This window comes from Microbacterium sp. LTA6 (assembly GCF_045690355.1).
GTDB lineage: Bacteria > Actinomycetota > Actinomycetes > Actinomycetales > Microbacteriaceae > Microbacterium.
In genome coordinates, this window is record NZ_CP147855.1 from 951,515 (window position 1) to 971,521 (window position 20,007).

Here is a 20,007-nt window from a genome sequence, read left to right on the forward strand (position 1 = left end):
GTCAGCTTCCCACGGGCGCGAGCTGCGGGGTCCGTGCCCGCCCGATCGGGTTCGCCAGGGTGCCGGCGTACATCAGCGATGCCGACTGGTCCGCGAGGTCGACCATCCGCAGAGTGTTGCGCAGCTGGAGCCGGTTGAGGCACGAGTGCGCGAAGGAATCCGCCCGCAGGTCGACGAGGGAGTCCAGCCCGGGATGCTCAGCGGCGTGCTCGTCGACGGTCTCGGCCACGATCCGCCAGAACTCCGTCTCGGGCAGCGTCCCGTCGATGTGCAGGATGCCGGCGAGGTGGCGCAGCACGCCGTCGAAGACGTCGGTGAAGATCGCGAGCGCCTTCTCCTGATCGTCGACCGGCGACACGGTGCGGCGGATGTCCTCCGGAACGTCGCGCTCGGCGAGCAGGGCGATCTCCTCGCCGATGTCCTTCATGAAGACGCCGGTCGGCACATGGTTCTCGAGGATGAGGATGAGGTTCTCGCCGTGGGGCATGAATGCGAGGTCGTGCGCGAGCAGGCAGTGCACGATCGGGCGCAGGTACGCCCGCAGGTAGGCGCGCACCCACTCGGAGGCAGAGCGACCGGATGCGCGGATGAGAGACGTGGACACCGACGCACCGTCGTGATCACGGTGCAGCAGCGACGCCATCGTGGCGAGCTGCTGGGATCCGGTGATCAGCGGCATCGGGCTCTCCCGCCAGAGCGCCGCGAGCATCTTGCGGTGCGCCGACGGCTCAGGGGTGCGGTGGTACGCGTCGCCCGTGTACCCGATCGATGCGCGTTCCCGCAGCACGCGGAACCCGGCGTCGCGCAGCGTCGCATCCCCCGCGACGAGGTCGGCGACCCAGTCGTTGATCGCCGGCGTGACGCGCATGTAGGCCGGCGAGAGGCCACGGAGGAACCCCATGTTCTGCACCGCCAGCGCGGTCTTCACGTAGTGCCGCTGCGGATGCGAGACGTTGAACATCGTCCGCACCGACTGCTGGGCGCGGTACTCGTCGTCGCTCTCGCCGATCAGCACCAGATCGCGGCGAGCCAGGTCGGGGGCGAAGGTGATCGCCACCCGGTTCTCCCACTGCCACGGATGCACCGGCAGCAGGTGGAAGTCGGCGGGATCCTCGCCGACGTCGGCGAGTCGAGAGGCGAAGCGCTCGCGCTCGGCGGGGTTCAGTTCGCCGGCGAGCAGCGTCTCCTCGTCGAGCCCGGCGCCGAGCGCCAGATGCGAGGCCGATCGCCGAGCGGCCACCCAGACGAGACGGAAGGGACGGCCGGCCTCCGGTGCGAAGGCGGCATGGTCCGCGACGCCGAAGCCGATGCGTCCGTTGTTGGCGACGAACCCGGGATGCCCCTCGGTCATCGCCGCCTCGATCGTCTGGAAGTCTGCGTCAGCGAGAGCATCCGCGGTCGGCCCGCCCTGCGCGATCTTGAACATCGCCCCGGCCAGGGTGGAGGCGATCTCCTCCAGGTAGAGCGGCAACAACTCGTCCGACAGGCCGAGCAGCGGCTGCAGTTCGAGGATGAGCGCCTGCGCATCGAGGGGCGCCGTGCGTCCGTCGACGAAGCGATGGATGCTGTCCTCGTCGATGATCCAGTGCTCCAGCGCCGTGCGAACGGCGTCGAACCGGTACTCGGCGTCGCCGGACGGAACCGCGAGGCGCCATCCTCCGTCGGCGAGCGGCTCGGGGGTGATGAGTCGCTCGTGGCTGAACTCTGCGATCGCCTTGGCGACGAGGTGGCGCTGAGCGCGCTCGAGCGCGACGGGGGTCAGGTGGGTGGCGGGGGCGGTCATGCGCGTCCTCCTCGGACGGGATCGTGCGTCTCAGCGAGTTCGGATGCCGCGAACGCGGCGCGCGTGCACACCGACAGCATCGCGGTCTTGGTGTGGCCGCCATCGTCGACGGCGACTTCGCGCAGCTCTGTGAAGCCGGCACGCACGTTCTTCGTGCGGATGCGATCGTTGCGCGTATCGGGTTCGACGACGACCCGCTGCGCGCCGAGTCCCTCGAAGCACCAGGCCATCACGGCGCCGAAGACGGCGTCGGTGAGTCCGTGCCTGGGCTCGCCGATCGGCGGTGAGATCAGCACGTGCATGCCGAGGTCGCCGGGGATCGCGTCGTGGATGCCGGTCAGCAGCACGCGAGACGGGTCGTAGGTCTCGGCGTAGAAGGTGGGGATACCGTCGACCAGGCCGAGCCAGGCGTCCTGTGCCGGATGCGCCAGGATGCCGTCGAGATAGGCCACGACGCCGGCCGTGTCCACGTCGCCCATGCCCCAGAACGCCGCGTGCCGATCGGCGAGCCATGCCCGCAGCACGGCCGCGTCGCGTTGCGGATCGGCGGCGATGAGCCCGATGGCGAGGCCGGTGGCGATGGTCATCGGACCGCCTCCGTCTCCGGCTGCTCCGCACGCGCGGCGCCCTGCGGCACCCCGAACTCCTGGAATGCGATGCGGCGCTCGATGGGGTAGACCTCGCGGCCGAGGATCGACGCGAGGATCGACGAGTTGCGCCAGGCCCCGAAGCCGAGGTCCGGAGCGGTCAGACCGTGGGTGTGCTCCTCGCCGTTCTGCACGAAGATCCGGCCACGGCCGCCGTCGACGCTGTAATCGCGGGCGACGTCGAGCCTGCCGAGTGCATCCCAGTCGAGTCGGTCGGCGACGCCGGCAAGGAACGGCGGCGTCTCGGCGGCGTACCCGGTGGCGAGGATCAGCGATGCGGTCTCGCGCTCGTGGTCCTGGCCGAGTTGCCCGTGCCGCAGTCCGAGCCGGTAGGTGCTGCCGTCCCGCTCGGCCGAGGTCACCTCGGTGTCGGTCAGCAGCGTTGTGCGCACCGGGCCGTCGGCGCTGAGCCGGTAGAGGGTGTCGTAGATGTCGTCGATGAGGTCGGCGGAGATGCCCTTGTACAGGCTCCGCTGCTCGCGGCCGAGGTGCTGGCGCTGGCCGATCGGAAGCGCATGGAAGTGGTCGGTGTACTCGGGAGAGGTCATCTCGAGAGTGAGCTTGGTGTACTCCATCGGGAAGAACCGCGGCGATCGCGTGATCCAGTCGAGGCGGTATCCGCCGTCGCGGGCGCCGTCGAGGAGGTCGCGGTAGATCTCCGCCGCCGACTGCCCGCTGCCGACGACGGTGATCGAATCCGTCGCGCGCAGCTCGTCACGGCGCTCCATGTACTCCGAGCTGTGCACGGCCTGGCCGGCGACGTCGCGCAGTTCGCGGGGCACGGACGGGCGGGTGCCGACGCCGACGACGACATGACGCGCGCGGATCTCGCGCTCCTCGCCGGTGTCGGTGCGCATCGCCCGCACCGTGTACACGCCTTCGGCTTCGTCGTGTTCGATCGAGACGACTTCGTGATTCCACCGCAGGTTGGGGAGCCGGCTCGCCGCCCAGCGGCAGTAGGCGTCGTATTCGGCACGCAGCGCGTAGAAGCTCTCCCGGATGTAGAAGGGGTAGAGCCGGCCGGTGTGCTTCAGCCAGCTGAGGAACGAGAACTCCGAGGTCGGATCGGCCATCGTCACGAGATCGGCGAGGAACGGCACCTGGATGGTCGCGCCCTCGATCATCATGCCGTGGTGCCAACGGAATCCGTCTTCGCGATCGAGGAACACCGCATCGAGCCCGGTCGGATGCGCGAGGCACGCGAGCCCCAGATTGAACGGCCCGATTCCGACGCCGACGAGGTCGTGGATGTGGCCGCTGTCGTGCACGTGGCCGCTCATGCGTCGACCCCGACCAGTTCGAGTTCGTCATCGATGCTGGCCAGCGTCGAGGCGGCACCCTTCACCATCGCGAGAATCTCGCGCACGTCATCGAGCGTCGTCTCGGGGTTGAGCAGCGTGAGCTTGAGGCACGGCCGCCCCGCGATGACCGTCTTCGCGACGAGTGCGCGACCCGACTCGAAGAGCACGCGGCGCACCCCGGCGACGAGCGCGTCCTGCTCCGCGGGAGAGGCGCCGTCCGGACGCACACGGAACAGCACGGTGCTGAGCTGGGTGCGGCCGACGAGTTCGAGTTCCGGGTCGTCGTCGACGACGTCGCCGACCTCGACGGCCAGGTCGATCACGGCGTCGAACATCTCACCGATGCGGTCGGCTCCGATCGCCCGCAGCGAGACCCACAGCTTCAGAGCGTCGAAGCGACGAGTCGTCTGCAGCGACTTGTCGACCTGGTTCGGCTCGTCGTTCTCGAGCGGGTTGAGGTAGTCGGCGTGCCACGCTCCGGCCGCGAGGTCGCGGCGCTCGCGCACCAGGATCGCGCTCGACGAGACCGGCTGGAAGAAGCTCTTGTGGAAGTCGACCGTCACCGACCTCGCCCGCTCGATGCCCGTCAGCAGGTGCCGGCGACGGCGCGACACCAGGAGCCCGCACCCGTAGGCGGCATCGACGTGCAGCCAGACGCCATGCGCGTCGCACACGTCTGCGATCCGCATGATCGGGTCGATCACGCCGCGGTCGGTCGTGCCGCCGGTGGCGACGACCGCCATCGGCACGCGCCCTTCTGCGGCGGCCGCGTCGAGCGCCGCGTCGAGTGCGGAGGGCAGCATCCGCCCCTCGCCGTCGTCGGCGACCTCGATGACCGCGTCGTCGGCGAGGCCGAGCAGCAGCGCCGACTTCCCCACGCTGAAGTGACTCGACGCCGTCGCGAACACGACCATGCGCGAGAGCGCGATCGATCGCGGCTCCTCGATCGTCGGCACGGCCGCCTCCCTGGCGAGGAACAGGGCGTGGAAGTTCGACTGCGTGCCCCCGGAGGTGAAGACACCGTCGCCCGAGCCGAATCCGACCCATCCGGTCGCCGTCTCGATGAGCCGGCGCTCCATCAGGGTGCCCACCGTGGACTGGTCATAGGTGTCGACCGAGGTGTTCACCGCGGCGAGGATGCTCTCCGCGGCGACAGCGGGAATCACGACCGGGCAGTTGAGATGCGCGGCGTATCCCGGGTGGTGGAACCACACGGCGTTGGCGAGGAAGAGCTCGTCGATCTCGCGGATGGCCGCCGACCCGCCGACGCCCGATCCGGCGAGATCGACGCCGTCGACGAGCCGCTGCAGCTCGGCGCGCGATGCGCCGGACGAAGGTTGGGTCACCTCGGCGAAGCGCACGGCGACCCGAGCAGAGCTCTCATCGACCAACGAGCGATAGTCATCCGTCGTGGACGCGGTCAGCAGCTCAGACATTCAACCAGACTCCTCAAGTTAGGTATGCCTACCCTACATAGCGAGAAGTTCCGGCGCGAAACCGAGCGTCATGTTTCAGTGCCCTCCCGGTCGTTACGCGGGTCTCCGCGAGACGAAACGGGTCGATCTGACCGCCCACGCCAGAACAACGCGTTTCGTCTCAGTCGCTGCGCTCCCTCGCTCAACGACCGGGGGAGAGCTCGTTCAACGAACGACGGGGGTGAGTGCCGGCACCACGGCACTGTGCACCAGGCGCGCGACGAGCTCGGGATAGGCGACCCCCGCAGCCTGGAACATCCGCGGGACCTGCGACGCCGCGGTCATGCCCGGCATGGTGTTGACCTCGTTCAGCACCGGCCCGTCTTCGGTGAGGAAGAAGTCCATCCGGGCGACGCCTGCGCACCCGAGCGCGTCGAACATGGTCAGCGCAGCCTCCGTCAGCGCGCGCCGATCCACGTCGCTCAGCTCCGCCGGCACCGTGAAACGTGCAGAGCCGTCGTACTTCGCCGCGGTGTCGAACAGGCCTTCGGCGTGGATCTCCAGCGGCGGCGGCGCCCAGACGGTCCCGTCTGCATCGCGCATCACGGCCACATCGATCTCGCGGCCGCGCATCACCCGCTCGACGAGGATGCGGCGGTCGTACTCCGCCGCGGTGCGCAGCGCCGAACGCAGCTGCGCGGCGTCGCGCACCAGTGTCACGCCATAGCTGGATCCGGCCGAGACCGGCTTGACCACCACGTCCTCATCGAACTCGAGGTCGTCGATCTCGTCGACGGAGATGGCGATTCCCGGCGCGGTGCGGATGCCGACCGCATCCGCCACGAGCTTCGTCACCCACTTGTCCATACCGATCGCCCCGGCACCCGACCCGGACCCGACCACCGGCGTATGCGCGAGAGCGCACAGCGCGGCGAGCGCACCGTCTTCGCCGAGTGCACCGTGCACCGCCGGGAACACCACGTCGACCCGGTCGATCAGCGCGACCGCGGCCGCGAGCGATCCTGCCGCACCCGCACCCAGCGCGACGCCCTCCTGGATCCACGTGCCGTCCCGCGCGATCGTCACGGCGGTGACGGCGAAACCGCCCGATCGCAGCGCGCTCCCGACGGCAGCGGCGGACGCCAGAGAGACCTCGTGCTCGGCGTTCTGACCGCCGCCGATGACCAGGACGTTCGTGCTCATGTGGTGCTCCTCTTCACTCGCGGCCCGATGCCGGCGACGATCGTATGCGGGATGGTTGCGGCCCAGTCGGCCCATTCATGGATGCTCGGAACGGCTCCCCCGTCGGGACCGAACACGGTCGCGGTGGTGCCGTGCGGGAAGGCCTCGGCACCGGTGTCGATCACGATCTGGTCCATCGACACGCGGCCGACGATGCGATGCCGCCGGCCGCCGATCTCGACGGCGGCGTTCGCCGACAGCCCGCGCGGGATGCCGTCGGCGTAGCCGAGTCCGATCACGCTCAGGTGCGTGTCGCGGTCGGTGACGTGCATCCCGCCGTAGCCGACGGGCGTACCCCTCGGCGTTCGGGCGGTGTGCACGATCGGCGCGGTCAGCCGCGAGGCGCCGTTCAGGGCGATGGTGCCGGACGGATCGATGCCGACGAGCCCTGCACCGATCCTGACCATGTCGAAGTGCGTCGCGCGATCGGTCAGCGCACCCGACGTCGCGGCGAGATGGACGAGCAGCCGTCCGAGTCCTGAGGTGTGTGCCGCGGCGACCGCTGCTTCCATCCGTAGGACGGCGGCGGCGTTCTGCGCGGGATCGGCGTAGTCGGCCAGTGGCAGATGCCCCATGAGGGCCACGACGTCGATCCTGCCGAGGCCGTGGCCCGCACGCGCCAGGCGGAAGAGCTCCTCCCAGTGCTCACTCGGGCATCCGCCGCGAGCCATCCCGGTGTCGACGTTCAGGTGCACACGGATCGCGGGGTCGCCCAGCGGCCCGGCATCCACGATCAACTGCCGCAGCTCGTCGACCGAGGCCACCGCGACGTCGATCCGGTCGGCGGCCGCGCGAGCGGCGTCGATGCCGGAAGGATGCAGCCAGGCGAGGATCGGCACGGTCAGCCCTGCCGCCCGCAGCACGGATCCCTCGGCGATATCGGTGACACCGAGCTGCTCGGCGCCGGCCGCGACCGCCGCCTGGGCCACCGCGATCGCCCCGTGCCCGTAACCGTCGGCCTTCACGACGGCCATGATCCGCGCGTCGGTCCGCGCCTGCACGCGGCGGACGTTGGCAGCCACTGCTACCGGAAGCACCTGCAGCGTGGGGCCCTGCAGGTGCGGCCCTGCTGAGGTCATCGTGGCGGCAGACCGGAAGAGCGTCATCGGGTCATCCGCGGGTCGACGCTGGCATCGCTGTACATCTCCGGACAACCGTCGTCGATCGCCTCCGGACGCAGTTCGTAGTGCCAGGACTCATTGGCGTAGATCTGGCAGAGGCCGTACTGCGCGCCGTTCTGCATCAGCCAGTCGAGCGCGGTGAGCGGCCCCAGATCGACCGCTTGGCCGCTCACGTGCGCCGATGCCGTGGGCGGCGCCACCCAGCGCGACGCCTCTTCGATCGAGCCGTAGTCGGCGACGGCATCCGTCAGCAGCTTCTCCTGCAGCGCCGTCGAACGCCACCCGCCGTTGACCTCGAACTCGACGCCGTCGACAGCGGCATCCGTCGCCGCACGCCGCAGAGCCTCGAGGAGTGCGGGATCGAGCTTGCTCACCGCGGGAAGGTGATCGTCGAACACCGAGGGCCGAGCATCGTCGCGGATCACGCCGTCGGCTTCGCTCGGGGCGAGGCTGGTGCCAGCGGGGGCATGACCAGGATCGCCGGACGTCGCGGTGGAAGTCGGTGTGTTGGCGGATGCCGCCTCCAGCGCCTGCTGGGTGACGATCACTCCAGCGGCGACGAGGCCGATCGCGATGCCGGCCGCGGCGAGGCGCCGGCCGAGGAAGCGGGGAGCAGAGGTGTCGTTCATGTTCCCCAGTCAAGGAGGCCGCGTGTTGCCCTGCCGTATGCACATTTGCATATGCTCGCGATATGTCGGGGTGCGTAGGATCTGAGCCATGCGTGTGCTGATCGTCGAGGACGAGCTCTATCTCGCCGAGGCCATCCGCGACGGTCTGCGGCTCGAGGCGATCGCGTCCGACATCGCCGGCGACGGCGACACCGCCCTCGAGCAGTTGAGCATCAACGCGTATGACATCGCCGTGCTCGATCGCGACATCCCCGGCCCCTCCGGCGATGAGGTGGCGCAGTGGATCGTGGCGTCGGGCAGCGGCATCCCGATCCTGATGCTCACGGCTGCCGACCGTCTCGACGACAAGGCGACGGGGTTCGAGCTGGGCGCCGACGACTACCTCACCAAGCCCTTCGAGATGCGCGAGCTCGTACTGCGACTGCGCGCTCTCGACCGTCGGCGCGTGCGTACGCGGCCACCCGTGCACGAGATCGCGGGGCTCCGCCTGGATCCGTTCCGGCGCGAGGTGTTCCGAGACGGTCGCTATGTCGCGCTGACCCGCAAGCAGTTCGCCGTGCTCGAGGTGCTCGTCGATGCGGCCGGCGGTGTCGTCAGCGCCGAGGAGCTGCTCGAACGCGCATGGGATGAGAACGCCGACCCGTTCACGAACGCCGTGCGGATCACGGTGTCGTCTCTGCGAAAGCGGCTGGGCGAGCCCTGGCTGATCCTCACGGTTCCCGGGGTGGGCTACCGGATCGAGACGGAAGCGGATGCCGAAGGGGCGGATGCCGGTGCCTAGGCGTCGGGGGATGAGCGCCCGCCTCAAACTCACGCTGAGCTACGCTCTCATCGTCGTGCTGGCCGGAGCCGCGCTCCTCACTGTCGTCGGAGTTTTTCTTCTCCGGTACGTGCCTGATGTGCAGATTCCGCAGATGCTCCCCGGTGAATTCATCCCCAACCGCTCCGATCTGCTGCGCGCCTTCACGCCGGTCGCGATCCTGGTGATGCTCTTCCTGATCGTGGGCGGGTTCGTGGGCGGATGGGTCCTCGCGGGACGCATGCTCGCCCCTCTTGGCCGAATCGGCGAGGCGGCGAGGCTGGCCGCGCAGGGTTCGCTGTCGCATCGCGTGGCGCTCGAGGGTCCGAGAGACGAGTTCCGAGACCTGGCCGACGTGTTCGACTCGATGCTCGAGCAGCTCGAGGCGCATGTCGCAGAGCAGCAGCGCTTCGCCGCGAACGCCTCGCACGAACTCCGAACCCCGCTGGCGATCTCCCAGGCCCTGCTGGAGGTCGCACGGTCTGATCCGGGACGCGATGTGGATGCGCTCATCGATCGCCTGCAGGAGGTCAACACCAGGGCGATCGATCTGACCGAGGCGTTGCTGCTGCTGAGCCGTGCCGACGGTCGCGCATTCGTCCGTGAGGTCGTCGATCTCTCGCTCTCCTCCGAAGAGGCGGTCGAGACGCTGGCCCCGCTCGCCGATCGGCGCCGTGTCTCCCTGGACGTCGGCGGCGACGCCGCCCGCGCCCTCGGATCGCCGGCGCTCCTGCAGCAGCTGGTCACGAACCTCGTGCACAACGCCATCGTGCACAACCTTGCCGAGGGCGGCACCGTGACGGTGCGCACCTATGCGCGCCCCGAGGCGATCGCGCTCGTCGTGGAGAACACCGGAGCCGTGCTTCCGCCGCACCTGGTCGCGATCCTCGCCGAGCCGTTCCAGCGCGGCGCCTCGCGCACCCGTGGCGACGATCATGCCGGCATCGGGCTGGGCCTCGCCATCGCGCAGCGGATCACCGAGGCCCACGACGGCTCCCTGCACCTCACTCCCCGCGTCGGCGGCGGGTTGAACGTGACGGTGTGGCTGCCGCATCCGTATCCCGGGCCCCTGGTCTGACCTTCCGGCATCCGCGTTCGAGGCCCTTTCGGGGTCTCGCGTGTGCCATCTGTCGGACGAAGTTGCACCTGCAGGACGATCCGGTGGGATCGGTCCGACAACTGCAACATGGTCCGCCAAGTGGCATCCGATCGGGTCTCGTGATCTACTCGGCCACCCCGGCAGCCCGGGTGAACCTCGCCGCCATGTCGACGAGAGCACGGCGGACATCCTCTCCGTCCAGCAGCTCGAACTCGATCCCGGACATCCCGAGGTACAAGGCGAACTCCTCGGGTGAGCGCGAGCCGGCGGTGAGGATGCTGGTGCCGCCGCCCTCGTCGACGACCTCCGCGACCGTGACATCGAAGTGGCGGGAGACGACAGCAGCCGGTGCCTTCATCCGCAGTCGGGCGCGGTACGGATAGGGCGCGGTGGTGATGCTCCGCGTCGTGAACTGACGGAGGGCGTCGTCGGGGATGTCACGCTCCGGGAACTCGTCGCGCAGGATGAGCGGATGCCGCATCCGATCGACCCGCAGAGTGCGCCAGCCTTCGCGCTCCGGATCCCAGGCGACGAGATACCAGCGCTCCGCCGTGTGCACGATGCGGTGCGGTTCGACCGCTCGCCGCACCTCGACGCCGTCGTGGCGGGTGTAGTCGATCTGCATCCGCCGTCGCTCGGCGATCGCGGATGCGACGGTTGTGACCACATCGAGGTCGACTTCGTCACGGCGCGACGACAGTGACACCATCGCCCGTTCGACGTCGATGATCTGGCGGCGGGTCGCCGGCGACAGTGATTGCTCGAGCTTCGCCAGTGCGCGCGCCGAGGCGTCTTCGATGCCGGTGACGACGCTCGTCGCGGCGGCGCGCAGCCCGACGGCGATCGCGACGGACTCGTCGGCGGAGAGGGTCAGTGGAGGGACAGCCGCTCCAGCGCCGAGCCGGTAGCCGCCATGGCGACCTCGGGTCGCCTCGATCCCGTAGCCGAGCTCACGCAGATCGTCGATGTCGCGCCGGAGGGTGCGCCCGCTCACTTCGAGGCGGTCGCGCAGTTCCGCCCCGCTCCATTCCCGTCGTGCCTGCAGAAGCGAGAGCAGTTCGAGAGTGCGTCCGGTCGTCCGTGTCATGCTCCGAGTCTCTTTCGCTATCAGGACATATTATGGCCGGTTATGGCGAGATTCTGGAGACATGAACACGAACCAGACCGACAGCCGCATCCGCCCCTTCCACATCGAGATCCCCGAGACGGGGGTCGACGACCTCCGCTCGCGGCTGCAGAACGCGCGCTTCGCCGACCCGCTCCCGGTGGATAACGGGAGCACCGGTATCCCCTCCACCGAACTGCGTGACCTCGTGACTCGATGGGCGCAGCACGACTGGCGCGCGACCGAGGAGCGGCTGAACGCGCTGCCGCAGATCATCACGAACATCGACGGCCAGAACATCCACGCCGTACACGTGAAATCTCCGCACCCCGATGCGACACCCCTGCTGCTGATGCACGGCTGGCCGGGATCCTTCCTGGAGTTCGAAGGACTCATCGGCCCGCTCACCGATCCGGTCGCCCATGGCGCAGACGCCTCCGACGCCTTCGACGTCGTGATCCCGTCGCATCCGGGGTTCGGGTTCTCGATGCCCCTGGTCGGCACGGACTGGGGGCGCGGCGACATCGCCGTCGTGATGCTCGAGCTGATGACCAGACTCGGATACGAGCGCTTCGCGGTGCAGGGCGGCGACGTGGGTGCGGGTGTCGCTCCGGAGATGGCGCGCCTCGCTCCGGAACGGGTGATCGGGGTGCACGCGAACGGCTCGCTCGGAACGTTCCTGGGCGAACTCGACGAGGAGACCGCCGCATCGCTGAAGCCCGTGGAACACGACCGCCTGCGCCGGGTCTCCGAGTTCATGCAGAAGGAGTTCGGCTACATCGCGATCCAGTCGACGCGCCCTGGCCTGATCGGCGCGATGCTCGCCGACAGTCCGGTCGCGCAGTTCGCCTGGATTCTCGACAAGTTCCAGGAGTGGACGCATCCGGCCGAGAAGCCCGCGGCCGAGATCGTCGGCGAGCGCTTCCTGTTCGAGAACGCCTCGCTGTACTGGTTCACATCCTCAGGCGGCACGTCCGCCTATGTCGGCTATGCGCAGGATGCCGAGTGGGGCGCGCAGCCCGAGAGCTCGGGTGTCCCCACCGCCGTCATCGTCTTCGCGCACGACGTCGGTCTGCGCTTCGCCGAGGAGAAGACGAACAACATCGTCCGCTGGACCGACGTCGAAGGGCGCGGCGGACACTTCGCCGCTCTCGAGGAGCCCGAGATGCTCGTGTCCGACGTGCGAGCGTTTATTCGCGAACTCCGCTGAGCCTCGCCGACACAGTGATCTGCGCCACTTGTCGGACCACGTTGCACCTGCAGGACGATTCGTCGAGATCGGTCCGACAATCGCAACATGGTCCGACAAGTGGCACGAGATCATCAGCCGACCAGCGGGAGCAGGATCTCTGTGACCGAGTCATTCGGAGCGGTCACAGCCGGGTCGGTGAGGTACGCCTCGAACACCGGATGATCGCGAGGCTCTTCGCCCGATGCGGGCAGCCACTGACCGTACAGCCAGAGGTAGGCCCGGTGCATCGACGCGTACGGCCCGACATAGCGCATGACCGCGTGGCGCCCGGCCGGGATCGTCCTTCGTTCCAAGGGCGCCGGAACTGCGGCATCCTCGGCGAGGACGACTCCCGCCGCCGAACGCAGTGCGGAGACGGGAACGGCCTCGGGATCATCCTCGTAGATCGCGATCATCCGTCGACTGTCACCCATCCGGTCCCGCACGCGCGCGAACGCCTGGCCGATGTCGATGTACGCCCCTCGATGCGGGGAGACGGCGAGAACGAGCTCCTCCGTCTCGCGGATCTCCACCGGATGCGCATCGAGGCGCTCCGCCTGGGCTGTCCGGAAGACCGCGTGCGCACCGTCTTCGCGAAAGCGACCGGGCGGCATGCCGTAACCGCGCGACAGCGCACGGGTGAACGTCTCCACCCCCGAGAAGCCGGCCCGACGGGCGATCCGCGGGATCGACAGGTCCGTCTCGACCAGCATTGAGGCTGCGCGTTCGAGCCGAAGCCGGTGCACGGCTTGAGCCGCGGTCTCTCCGCGCACCGAACGGTAGACGCGATGCCAGTGATACGGCGAGAACCTCGCCACCTGGGCGAGGATCTCGAGGTCCAGATCGTCATCGAGATGCTCGTAGATGTACGCGGTCACCTCATCGAGTTGCTGGTGGTACTGCGCGGCTCTCACGATGCCGAGCGTAGACCCAGCGAGATCTCGATGCCGCCATCCGCCGCGTACCGCTCGAAGTCGGCGAGATAGCTGAGATCCAGGTCTTCTCGTGCCCAGATCCGTTGCCATGCCTCGCCGACGAGGTCGGGGCGGCCTGCTTCCAGCTCGACGACCTCGCGTTCGGATCGCGGCACGACCACGGAGGTCAACCCCTCCGGAACGGCGGCCCCATCGGCGACACGGTGGCCGATGATGAGCGTGTAGTCCCCGAGGTTGTCGACACCCGCATGCTCGTGATCGGCGTACACGGCGTAGACGTCTCCTCCGGCATCCATCCTGCCCGCGACGTCCGCCTGCACAAATGCCGCCCAGTGCGGCGGGATCGTCGCCGCAGCCTCCCGGTTGTTCGTGCGCAGGGGAAGGCCGACGACGGTGAACTGCTCCTGTGTGATTGTCATGGCTTCAGCCTGCCCGCCCCGGTTTGACGATTCTTGCGGTGTTCGCCGACGAATCGCGCCCGAAGCAGCGACACTCACCAGGGACTGGGCTCGTAGTCCTTCAGGAACACGCCGTGGATGTCTTCGCCGGCCTCGCCGCGCACGATCGGGTCGTACACCCGAGCGGCGCCGTCGACGAGGTCGAGCGGGGCGTGGAAACCCTCCTCAGCGAGGCGGACCTTCGTGTAGTGCGGACGCTCGTCGGTGATCCAGCCCGTGTCGACGGCGGTCATCAGGATGCCGTCAGTCTCGAGCATCTCGCCGGCGCTGGTGCGGGTGAGCATGTTCAGCGCGGCCTTCGCCATGTTCGTGTGCGGATGCCCCGGGCCCTTGTACCGGCGGGAGAACTGCCCCTCCATCGCCGAGACGTTGACCACGTACTTCCGGTGCGCAGCGGATGCCGCCATCGAGGGCCGCAGTCGGCTGATCAGCAGGAACGGCGCCGTCGTGTTGCAGAGCTGCACCTCGAGCATCTCAAGTGGATCGACCTGGTCGATCGACTGCACCCAGCTGTTCACGCGGTTCACGTCGGGAACGAGTCCGCCCGCGTCGATCGCCGTGCCGTCCGCGTGCTTCGCCAGCGACGACGATCCAGGAGCCATCGCGAGCCGCGCGAGGTCCTCGGCGGTGAGCGACTGGCCGCCCTGCTCGGCGACGGTGCCGCCGAGGGCCGCGACAGACAGCAGCGGATGCGCATCCACGGACGCCTGCAGCGCCTGAGGATGCTGATCGTTCGTGTGCCCGAAGGTCTCCATCTCGGGCAGGGGACCGTCGGGCAGCGGCTGCAGCTCGGCATCCGCCAGCAGCGAGTACGAACCCGGCGAGCGCCGCACGGTCTGCGCCGCGTTGTTGATGAGGATGTCGAGCGGCCCCTGGGCGGCGACGGAGTCGGCCAGGCCGATCACCTGAGCGGGATCGCGCAGGTCGATGCCCACGACGCGCAGGCGGTGCAGCCACTCGCCCGAATCGGGCAGGGCCGAGAAGCGGCGGACGGCGTCGCGGGGGAAGCGCGTCGTGATCGTGGTGTGCGCGCCGTCGCGGAGCAGCCGCAGCGCGATGTGCATGCCGATCTTCGCGCGGCCGCCGGTGAGCAGCGCGCGCTTGCCGGTCAGGTCGGCGTGGGCGTTGCGCTTGCCGTGGCTGAAGCGCGCGCAATCGGGGCACAGCTGGTGGTAGAAGGCGTCGACGAGCGTGTACGGCTGCTTGCAGATGTAGCAGTTGCGGGGCTTCAGCAGCTCGCCGGCGATCGGTGCGTCGATGACACTGGTCGCGAGGTCGTTGCCGCGCGTCTCGTCGTCGATGCGGTCCGGAGCGCCGGTCGCGGTGCGCGCGACCACGGCCTTGTCGGCCTCAGCGATGGCATCCCGGATCTGCTTGCGCCGGACGCGCTTGACGGCCTTGAACATCGCGGCTGTCGCGCGGCGCATGGTGACGAAGTCCGGATGCTCCTCGTCGAGCTGGTCCATCTGCGTGAGGACGCGCAACGCGGTGGCGAGGTCTTCGGGGTCGATGCCGGCGCCGTCGTCAGCGGGAGCAGTCGGGGCGTCGGTCATTGTGCCGATTTTACGCGACTGAGCTGGGCGTTCGGTCCGTCCGAGAGCGCCGCCTGCCAGCGCGGATCTCGGAGATCAGCAGCTTCTTCGCACGATGTGGCCGAATTCGTCCGAAGAACGTGCAGACCTGCGAAGAACGCGCAGCGCGCCGCGGGCCCGCTCAGCCCAGCGCGCGCTGCCGACGAAGCGCGGTGAGGACGGTCCCGTTCACGCCGGCCCACTCCCCGAGGGATGCCGGGATGATCGGCGGCACGCGGTGGAACGTCGCACGCTCCGCGACGTAGCGTTCCGCGAGCGTGACCAAGTGGTGCGGCGCCTGAGCGAGACCGCCGCCGATGACGATGCCTCCCGGGTCCACGAGAGCGCACAGCGTGAGGATCGCCTCGGCGAGCGCCGACGAGGCATGCTGAACGATCGTCGTCGCGGCCGTGTCACCCGCACCGAACGCGGCGAAGAGCGACTCCGTTCCGCCCGAGCCGCCGGCTGCCGTCCAGGCGGCATGCAGCGCCGGCGCACCGATGATCGTCTCCAGGCAGCCGAGCCTTCCGCACGAGCACATGCTTCCGGCCGGGTCGATCGTGATGTGCCCGAGTTCGCCGGCTGACCCGTGAGCACCGGGCACGACCCGGCCGTCGACCACGTGCGCACCGGCGATACCGGTGCCGAGCGCGAGCACGAAGATGTCCTCGACGCCCTTCCCCGCACCCCATGACGCTTCGGCGATGGCGGCGGCGTGGCCGTCGTTGATGACATCCACCGGAATTCCGAGTTCTGCTCCGAGCCGCTCGCCGAGGGCGCAGCCGTCGAGAGCGGGGATGTTCGTGGAGCGCACCACGACGCCGTTGCGTTCGTCGACGATCCCGGGGATCGAGAGGACGAGCCGGGTCAGCGTCCGTTCGCCTCGCACCGCCTCGGCGATCGCGGCGAGCCCGTCCACCGGCGCCCGCTTCGGCGTCGCGTTCCGTCCACGGGCCAGCGGTACGGGTGGCTCGGCGATCGAAGCATCCGCCCTGGCGAGCATATGCTTGACGCTCGATCCGCCGACGTCGATGCCGAGAACCACGGACCCGCCGTGCTCTGCGGCCGTTCGTCCCTCCGGGCCCTTCGTCGCGTCGGTGGCAGCGCCGATCACGACGCCATCGCCCGGGCTGCGGCCCGGGCCTCCCGCCGCAGCGCCTGTTTGTCCGGGTCGGGAACGGGAACGGATGCCAGCAGTCGACGACTGTACGGATGCTGCGGCGCGAGGAGCACGTCGTCGGCAGAGCCGGTCTCGACGATCTCTCCCTTCAGCATCACGGCGACGCGATCGGAGATCTCGTGCACGACGGCGAGGTCATGGCTGATGAAGAGGCAGGCGAAGTGCATCTTCTCCTGCAGCGTGCGCAGGACCTCGAGCACCGCCGCCTGCACGGAGACGTCGAGGGCCGAGGTCGGTTCGTCGGCGATGATGAGCTCCGGCTCCAGCGCGATCGCCCTGGCGAGGCCGATGCGCTGACGCTGGCCGCCGGAGAGTTCATGCGGGTACCGGGTCGCGTAGTTCGTCGGCAGCTCGACCGCGTCGAGCAGCTCGGCCACCCGGATTCGGCGCTGCGCGGCCGTCGTGGGGAACTTCCGTCGCTGCACCAGCATCGGCTCCGCGATCGCTTCGCCGACGGTCATCCGCGGGTCCAGGCTCGAACCGGGGTCCTGGAAGATCGCACCGACGCGTCCGCGGAGCTCGCGCTCGCGGCGACGCGATGCTCCGCCGCGGCCGACCTTCTCGCCGAACAGCGTGATCTCGCCACCGGACAGCGGCAGCAGGCCGAGGGCAGCGCGTCCGAGCGTCGATTTACCGGACCCGGATTCACCGACGAGTCCGAGGATCTCTCCCGGTTGGATGCGCAGGCTCACGCCGTCGAGCGCGAGGAACGGGCGTCCGGCGCGGCGATACGTCACGCTCGCGTCGACCAGCTCGAGCACGGCCGCCGTCTGGGGGACTTCGACGCTCCGCTCGACGACGGAGGCGAGATCGGGAAGCGACGGCACGGCGCTCAACAGCTTCTTCGTGTACTCCTCGCGTGGCGCAGTGAGGACAGTGCGGGTGTCGCCCACCTCGACCATCGTGCCGCGGAACATCACGGCGACGCGATCGGCGATGTCGGCGACGACGCCCATGTTGTGCGTGACGAGCAGGAACGCCGTTCCCGATTCCGCCGCGAGGCGCCGGATGAGGTCGAGGATCTCGGCCTGCACGGTGACGTCGAGCGCGGTCGTCGGTTCGTCGGCGATGATCAACTGGGGCTCGCACGCGAGGGCGATCGCGATGACGACGCGCTGACGCTGTCCCCCGGACAGCTCATGCGGGTAGCTCTTGGCCCGACGGACCGGCTCGGGGATTCCGACCCGCTGCAGGAGCTCGACGGCGCTCTCCCACGCGGCGGCCTTCGAGACGGGACTGTGGTTGAGGATCGCCTCGGTGATCTGGTCACCGATCCGCATGCTGGGATTCAGCGCGGTCATCGGCTCCTGGAACACCATCGAGATCTCGGCGCCGCGCACGGCGTTCATCTCGGACTCGCCGAGAGGCAGCAGTTCGCGCCCGCCGAGGCGGATCGAACCGGTGACGGTGGCCGAGCGCGGCAGCAGCTTCAGCACCGCCATGGCCGTGACCGACTTGCCGGAACCCGACTCGCCGACGAGAGCGAGGACCTCGCCCGGATGAACCTCGAGGTCGATCCCCTTCACGGCCTGGACGGGACCGTCCTCAGTGCGGAAGGTGACCTCGAGGTCGGTGATCGACAGCAGTGCGTCGCTCATGCGGCACGCCCCTTCACGTCGAAGAAGTCACGGAGCCCGTCACCGATGCTGTTGAACGCGCACACGGTGAGGACGATGCAGAAACCGGCGGGGAAGATCAGCCACCACGCGCCGGCGTAGGTGTACGTGATGCCGCTGGTGAGCATGGCACCCCAGTCGGTGGCCGGCTTCTGCAGGCCCATGCCGAGGAACGAGATGTACGCGACGAGCAGGATGGCGTCGGCGACCTGGAACGTCGCATTGACGACGATCGTGCCGACCGTGTTCGGCACGATGTGCTTGAGAACCGCACGGGGGTGGGTGCCGCCCATCGCGCGCAAGGCCAGCACGTACTCCCGCGACTTCAGCGAGATCGACTCTGCACGCACGAGGCGCGCAGGCACGAGCCAGGAGACGAGTCCGATGACGCAGATCATCAGCGGCACGCTCGGCCGCAGGATCGCGGAGAGGATGAGCAGCAGAAACGTCGCCGGGATCGCGATGCCGGCGTCGACGACGCGCATCATCACGGTGTCGACCGCACCGCCGACGTATCCGGCGATGGCTCCCCACAGCGTTCCGATGACCGTGGCGAGCACACCGGCGGCGAGACCGATGAGGATCGACACCTGCCCGCCCATCATCAGGCGACCGAGCACGTCGTAGCCGACATCGTCGGTGCCCAGCGGGTGACCGGCCGTTCCGGGAGGAAGCATCGTGCTGCGCAGGTCCGTGTGGATCTGATCGGTCGGGTGCACGAGCGGGCCCAGGAAGCAGAAGAGCAGGAACAGCACGATGGTCACGATGCCGAAGACCGCGAGCTTGTTCTGCAGGAAGCGCCGCATGCCGCGCTGACGCGGGGTCAGCGTGCGGGTCAGGATGGTCGTCGTGCTCACGAGAGCTCCTCACGGGTGCGCGGGTCGAGCAGCGCCTGGATGATGTCGGCGAGCAGCGAGCCGATGACCGTCGCGAGCGCGATGACCAGGATGCAGCCGAGCAGGACGGGGTAGTCGGATGTCTGGGCCGATGTCCAGAACAGCAGACCCATGCCGGGGTAGTTGAAGAGCGACTCGACGACGATCATGCCGCCGAACATCACGGGCAGGTAATAGCCCAGCATCGCGATCACCGGCGTCAGCGAGTTGCGGACGACGTGACGGGTGATCACGACGCGCACCGAGGTGCCCTTCGCCCGCGCTGTGCGGACGTAGTCCTCGGAGAGGTTGTCGATCGTGGCCGATCGCATGTACCGCGAGAACGTGGCGATGATGCCGAGCGCGGCGGTGAGCACCGGAAGCACCAGACCGGCCGGATTCGCCAGCACGTCGCCGATGGTCTCTCCCTGCGGCGCCTGCGCGGGCACGAGCCGCAGCCACTGCGCGAACACGATCACGAGGATCAACCCGAGGAAGAACGACGGCGTCGAGTAGACGATGAAGTTCCAGGTCGTCAGCACGTAGTCCGCGGTCTTGCCGCGGCGAACCGCCTGGAAGATGCCCATCGGGATCGCGACGATGAGCGCGACCAGCATCGAGATGAGGGCGAGGATCAGCGTCTTCGGGAGCCGCTGGCCGATGGCATCCGCCACCGGGCGATTGAGCTTGAACGAATCGCCGAGATCGCCCTGGACCAGCTGCCCGAGGAAGTTGAAGTACTGCTGCCAGAGAGGCAGGTCGAACCCGTTCTCACGATTGAACGCGTCGATCTGCTCCTGCGACGCCTGCATCCCGAGGATGCCGGCCGCAGGCCCTTGCGGCATGGCGAGGTGGAGCAGCGCGAACACAATCAGCGTCACGATGAGGATGACGATCCCGCCCTGGCCGACCCGTCGCAACAGGTACCACCAGAACCGAGAGCCGCCGGCCCTCTCCTTCTTCTGCGCGCTCGGCGCTGCTTCCACCACGCTCATGTCAC

Annotated in this window: 18 protein-coding genes; 3 read left to right on the plus strand and 15 right to left on the minus strand. The window is 68.8% G+C overall.

Annotated features, from left to right (window positions below; all coding sequences use genetic code 11):
• Position 1 precedes the first annotated feature (1 nt).
• The 7 genes from LTA6_RS04430 to LTA6_RS04460 all read right to left on the minus strand — a co-directional run bounded on the left by LTA6_RS04430 (position 2) and on the right by LTA6_RS04460 (position 8,138).
• Entirely contained in the window at positions 2-1,783 is a 1,782-nt protein-coding gene (locus LTA6_RS04430) for an IucA/IucC family protein (RefSeq protein ID WP_407358721.1), read from the minus strand.
• Complete coding sequence (locus tag LTA6_RS04435) at positions 1,780-2,370, minus strand: GNAT family N-acetyltransferase (RefSeq protein WP_407358722.1); 591 nt, start codon at positions 2,368-2,370, stop codon at positions 1,780-1,782. Before LTA6_RS04435 ends, LTA6_RS04430 begins: the two co-directional genes overlap by 4 nt.
• Entirely contained in the window at positions 2,367-3,710 is a 1,344-nt protein-coding gene (locus LTA6_RS04440) for a lysine N(6)-hydroxylase/L-ornithine N(5)-oxygenase family protein (protein WP_407358723.1), read from the minus strand. The genes LTA6_RS04435 and LTA6_RS04440 overlap by 4 nt, the downstream gene beginning before the upstream one ends.
• Positions 3,707-5,167: a pyridoxal phosphate-dependent decarboxylase family protein gene (locus LTA6_RS04445; protein ID WP_407358724.1), complete on the minus strand. Its 1,461-nt coding sequence runs from the start codon at positions 5,165-5,167 to the stop codon at positions 3,707-3,709. The genes LTA6_RS04440 and LTA6_RS04445 overlap by 4 nt, the downstream gene beginning before the upstream one ends.
• Positions 5,168-5,371: 204 nt before the next feature.
• On the minus strand, positions 5,372-6,349 hold the full coding sequence (locus tag LTA6_RS04450) for a D-alanine--D-alanine ligase (protein ID WP_407358725.1): 978 nt from the start codon (positions 6,347-6,349) through the stop codon (positions 5,372-5,374).
• The gene (gene alr / locus LTA6_RS04455; protein ID WP_407358726.1) at positions 6,346-7,494 is read right to left on the minus strand and encodes an alanine racemase; all 1,149 of its coding nucleotides are present in this window, start codon (positions 7,492-7,494) and stop codon (positions 6,346-6,348) included. The genes LTA6_RS04450 and alr overlap by 4 nt, the downstream gene beginning before the upstream one ends.
• Positions 7,491-8,138, minus strand: coding sequence for a M15 family metallopeptidase (locus tag LTA6_RS04460; protein WP_407358727.1), 648 nt, complete (start codon positions 8,136-8,138; stop codon positions 7,491-7,493). Before LTA6_RS04460 ends, alr begins: the two co-directional genes overlap by 4 nt.
• An 88-nt stretch (positions 8,139-8,226) precedes the next feature.
• Between LTA6_RS04460 and LTA6_RS04465 the strand changes: the two genes are divergently transcribed.
• Together LTA6_RS04465 and LTA6_RS04470 are read left to right on the plus strand one after the other, a co-directional pair.
• The gene (locus LTA6_RS04465; protein ID WP_341976340.1) at positions 8,227-8,919 is read left to right on the plus strand and encodes a response regulator transcription factor; all 693 of its coding nucleotides are present in this window, start codon (positions 8,227-8,229) and stop codon (positions 8,917-8,919) included.
• Positions 8,920-8,929: 10 nt separating this feature from the next.
• Complete coding sequence (locus LTA6_RS04470) at positions 8,930-10,015, plus strand: sensor histidine kinase (RefSeq protein WP_407358728.1); 1,086 nt, start codon at positions 8,930-8,932, stop codon at positions 10,013-10,015.
• Between the two features lie 145 nt (positions 10,016-10,160).
• Here the strand turns inward: LTA6_RS04470 and LTA6_RS04475 are convergent, their stop codons facing one another.
• Entirely contained in the window at positions 10,161-11,123 is a 963-nt protein-coding gene (locus LTA6_RS04475) for a helix-turn-helix transcriptional regulator (protein WP_407358729.1), read from the minus strand.
• Between the two features lie 61 nt (positions 11,124-11,184).
• Here LTA6_RS04475 and LTA6_RS04480 point away from each other — a divergent pair, with 61 nt between their 5' ends.
• Positions 11,185-12,351 (plus strand): epoxide hydrolase, encoded by a 1,167-nt coding sequence (locus tag LTA6_RS04480; protein WP_341976343.1) that lies wholly within the window; start codon positions 11,185-11,187, stop codon positions 12,349-12,351.
• A 113-nt stretch (positions 12,352-12,464) separates the two neighbouring features.
• Here the strand turns inward: LTA6_RS04480 and LTA6_RS04485 are convergent, their stop codons facing one another.
• From LTA6_RS04485 to LTA6_RS04515, 7 genes are all read right to left on the minus strand, one after another.
• A complete protein-coding gene (locus tag LTA6_RS04485; protein ID WP_407358730.1) occupies positions 12,465-13,286 on the minus strand; it encodes a GyrI-like domain-containing protein in 822 nt (273 codons plus the stop codon).
• On the minus strand, positions 13,283-13,726 hold the full coding sequence (locus LTA6_RS04490; RefSeq protein WP_407358731.1) for a GyrI-like domain-containing protein: 444 nt from the start codon (positions 13,724-13,726) through the stop codon (positions 13,283-13,285). Before LTA6_RS04490 ends, LTA6_RS04485 begins: the two co-directional genes overlap by 4 nt.
• Before the next feature lie 74 nt (positions 13,727-13,800).
• Entirely contained in the window at positions 13,801-15,318 is a 1,518-nt protein-coding gene (locus LTA6_RS04495; protein ID WP_341976346.1) for an SDR family NAD(P)-dependent oxidoreductase, read from the minus strand.
• 160 nt (positions 15,319-15,478) lie between these two features.
• Complete coding sequence (locus tag LTA6_RS04500) at positions 15,479-16,450, minus strand: ROK family protein (protein ID WP_407358732.1); 972 nt, start codon at positions 16,448-16,450, stop codon at positions 15,479-15,481.
• Positions 16,447-18,114, minus strand: a complete 1,668-nt coding sequence (locus LTA6_RS04505) for an ABC transporter ATP-binding protein (RefSeq protein ID WP_341976348.1) — start codon at positions 18,112-18,114, stop codon at positions 16,447-16,449. The genes LTA6_RS04500 and LTA6_RS04505 overlap by 4 nt, the downstream gene beginning before the upstream one ends.
• Positions 18,111-18,989, minus strand: coding sequence for an ABC transporter permease (locus LTA6_RS04510; protein WP_341976349.1), 879 nt, complete (start codon positions 18,987-18,989; stop codon positions 18,111-18,113). Before LTA6_RS04510 ends, LTA6_RS04505 begins: the two co-directional genes overlap by 4 nt.
• Positions 18,986-20,002, minus strand: a complete 1,017-nt coding sequence (locus tag LTA6_RS04515) for an ABC transporter permease (protein ID WP_341976350.1) — start codon at positions 20,000-20,002, stop codon at positions 18,986-18,988. The genes LTA6_RS04510 and LTA6_RS04515 overlap by 4 nt, the downstream gene beginning before the upstream one ends.
• Positions 20,003-20,007 lie beyond the last annotated feature (5 nt).

What these genes read in the sequence shown, in the direction of transcription:
- LTA6_RS04515 (WP_341976350.1), bottom strand. Translation starts at nt 20,002, where the DNA reads ATGAGCGTGGTGGAAGCAGCGCCGAGCGCGCAGAAGAAGGAGAGGGCC.
- LTA6_RS04440 (WP_407358723.1), bottom strand. Translation starts at nt 3,710, where the DNA reads ATGAGCGGCCACGTGCACGACAGCGGCCACATCCACGACCTCGTCGGC.
- LTA6_RS04490 (WP_407358731.1), bottom strand. Translation starts at nt 13,726, where the DNA reads ATGACAATCACACAGGAGCAGTTCACCGTCGTCGGCCTTCCCCTGCGC.
- LTA6_RS04435 (WP_407358722.1), bottom strand. Translation starts at nt 2,370, where the DNA reads ATGACCATCGCCACCGGCCTCGCCATCGGGCTCATCGCCGCCGATCCG.
- LTA6_RS04460 (WP_407358727.1), bottom strand. Translation starts at nt 8,138, where the DNA reads ATGAACGACACCTCTGCTCCCCGCTTCCTCGGCCGGCGCCTCGCCGCG.
- LTA6_RS04445 (WP_407358724.1), bottom strand. Translation starts at nt 5,167, where the DNA reads ATGTCTGAGCTGCTGACCGCGTCCACGACGGATGACTATCGCTCGTTG.
- LTA6_RS04465 (WP_341976340.1), top strand. Translation starts at nt 8,227, where the DNA reads ATGCGTGTGCTGATCGTCGAGGACGAGCTCTATCTCGCCGAGGCCATC.
- LTA6_RS04470 (WP_407358728.1), top strand. Translation starts at nt 8,930, where the DNA reads ATGAGCGCCCGCCTCAAACTCACGCTGAGCTACGCTCTCATCGTCGTG.
- alr (WP_407358726.1), bottom strand. Translation starts at nt 7,494, where the DNA reads ATGACGCTCTTCCGGTCTGCCGCCACGATGACCTCAGCAGGGCCGCAC.
- LTA6_RS04430 (WP_407358721.1), bottom strand. Translation starts at nt 1,783, where the DNA reads ATGACCGCCCCCGCCACCCACCTGACCCCCGTCGCGCTCGAGCGCGCT.
- LTA6_RS04480 (WP_341976343.1), top strand. Translation starts at nt 11,185, where the DNA reads ATGAACACGAACCAGACCGACAGCCGCATCCGCCCCTTCCACATCGAG.
- LTA6_RS04450 (WP_407358725.1), bottom strand. Translation starts at nt 6,349, where the DNA reads ATGAGCACGAACGTCCTGGTCATCGGCGGCGGTCAGAACGCCGAGCAC.
- LTA6_RS04475 (WP_407358729.1), bottom strand. Translation starts at nt 11,123, where the DNA reads ATGACACGGACGACCGGACGCACTCTCGAACTGCTCTCGCTTCTGCAG.
- LTA6_RS04505 (WP_341976348.1), bottom strand. Translation starts at nt 18,114, where the DNA reads ATGAGCGACGCACTGCTGTCGATCACCGACCTCGAGGTCACCTTCCGC.
- LTA6_RS04495 (WP_341976346.1), bottom strand. Translation starts at nt 15,318, where the DNA reads ATGACCGACGCCCCGACTGCTCCCGCTGACGACGGCGCCGGCATCGAC.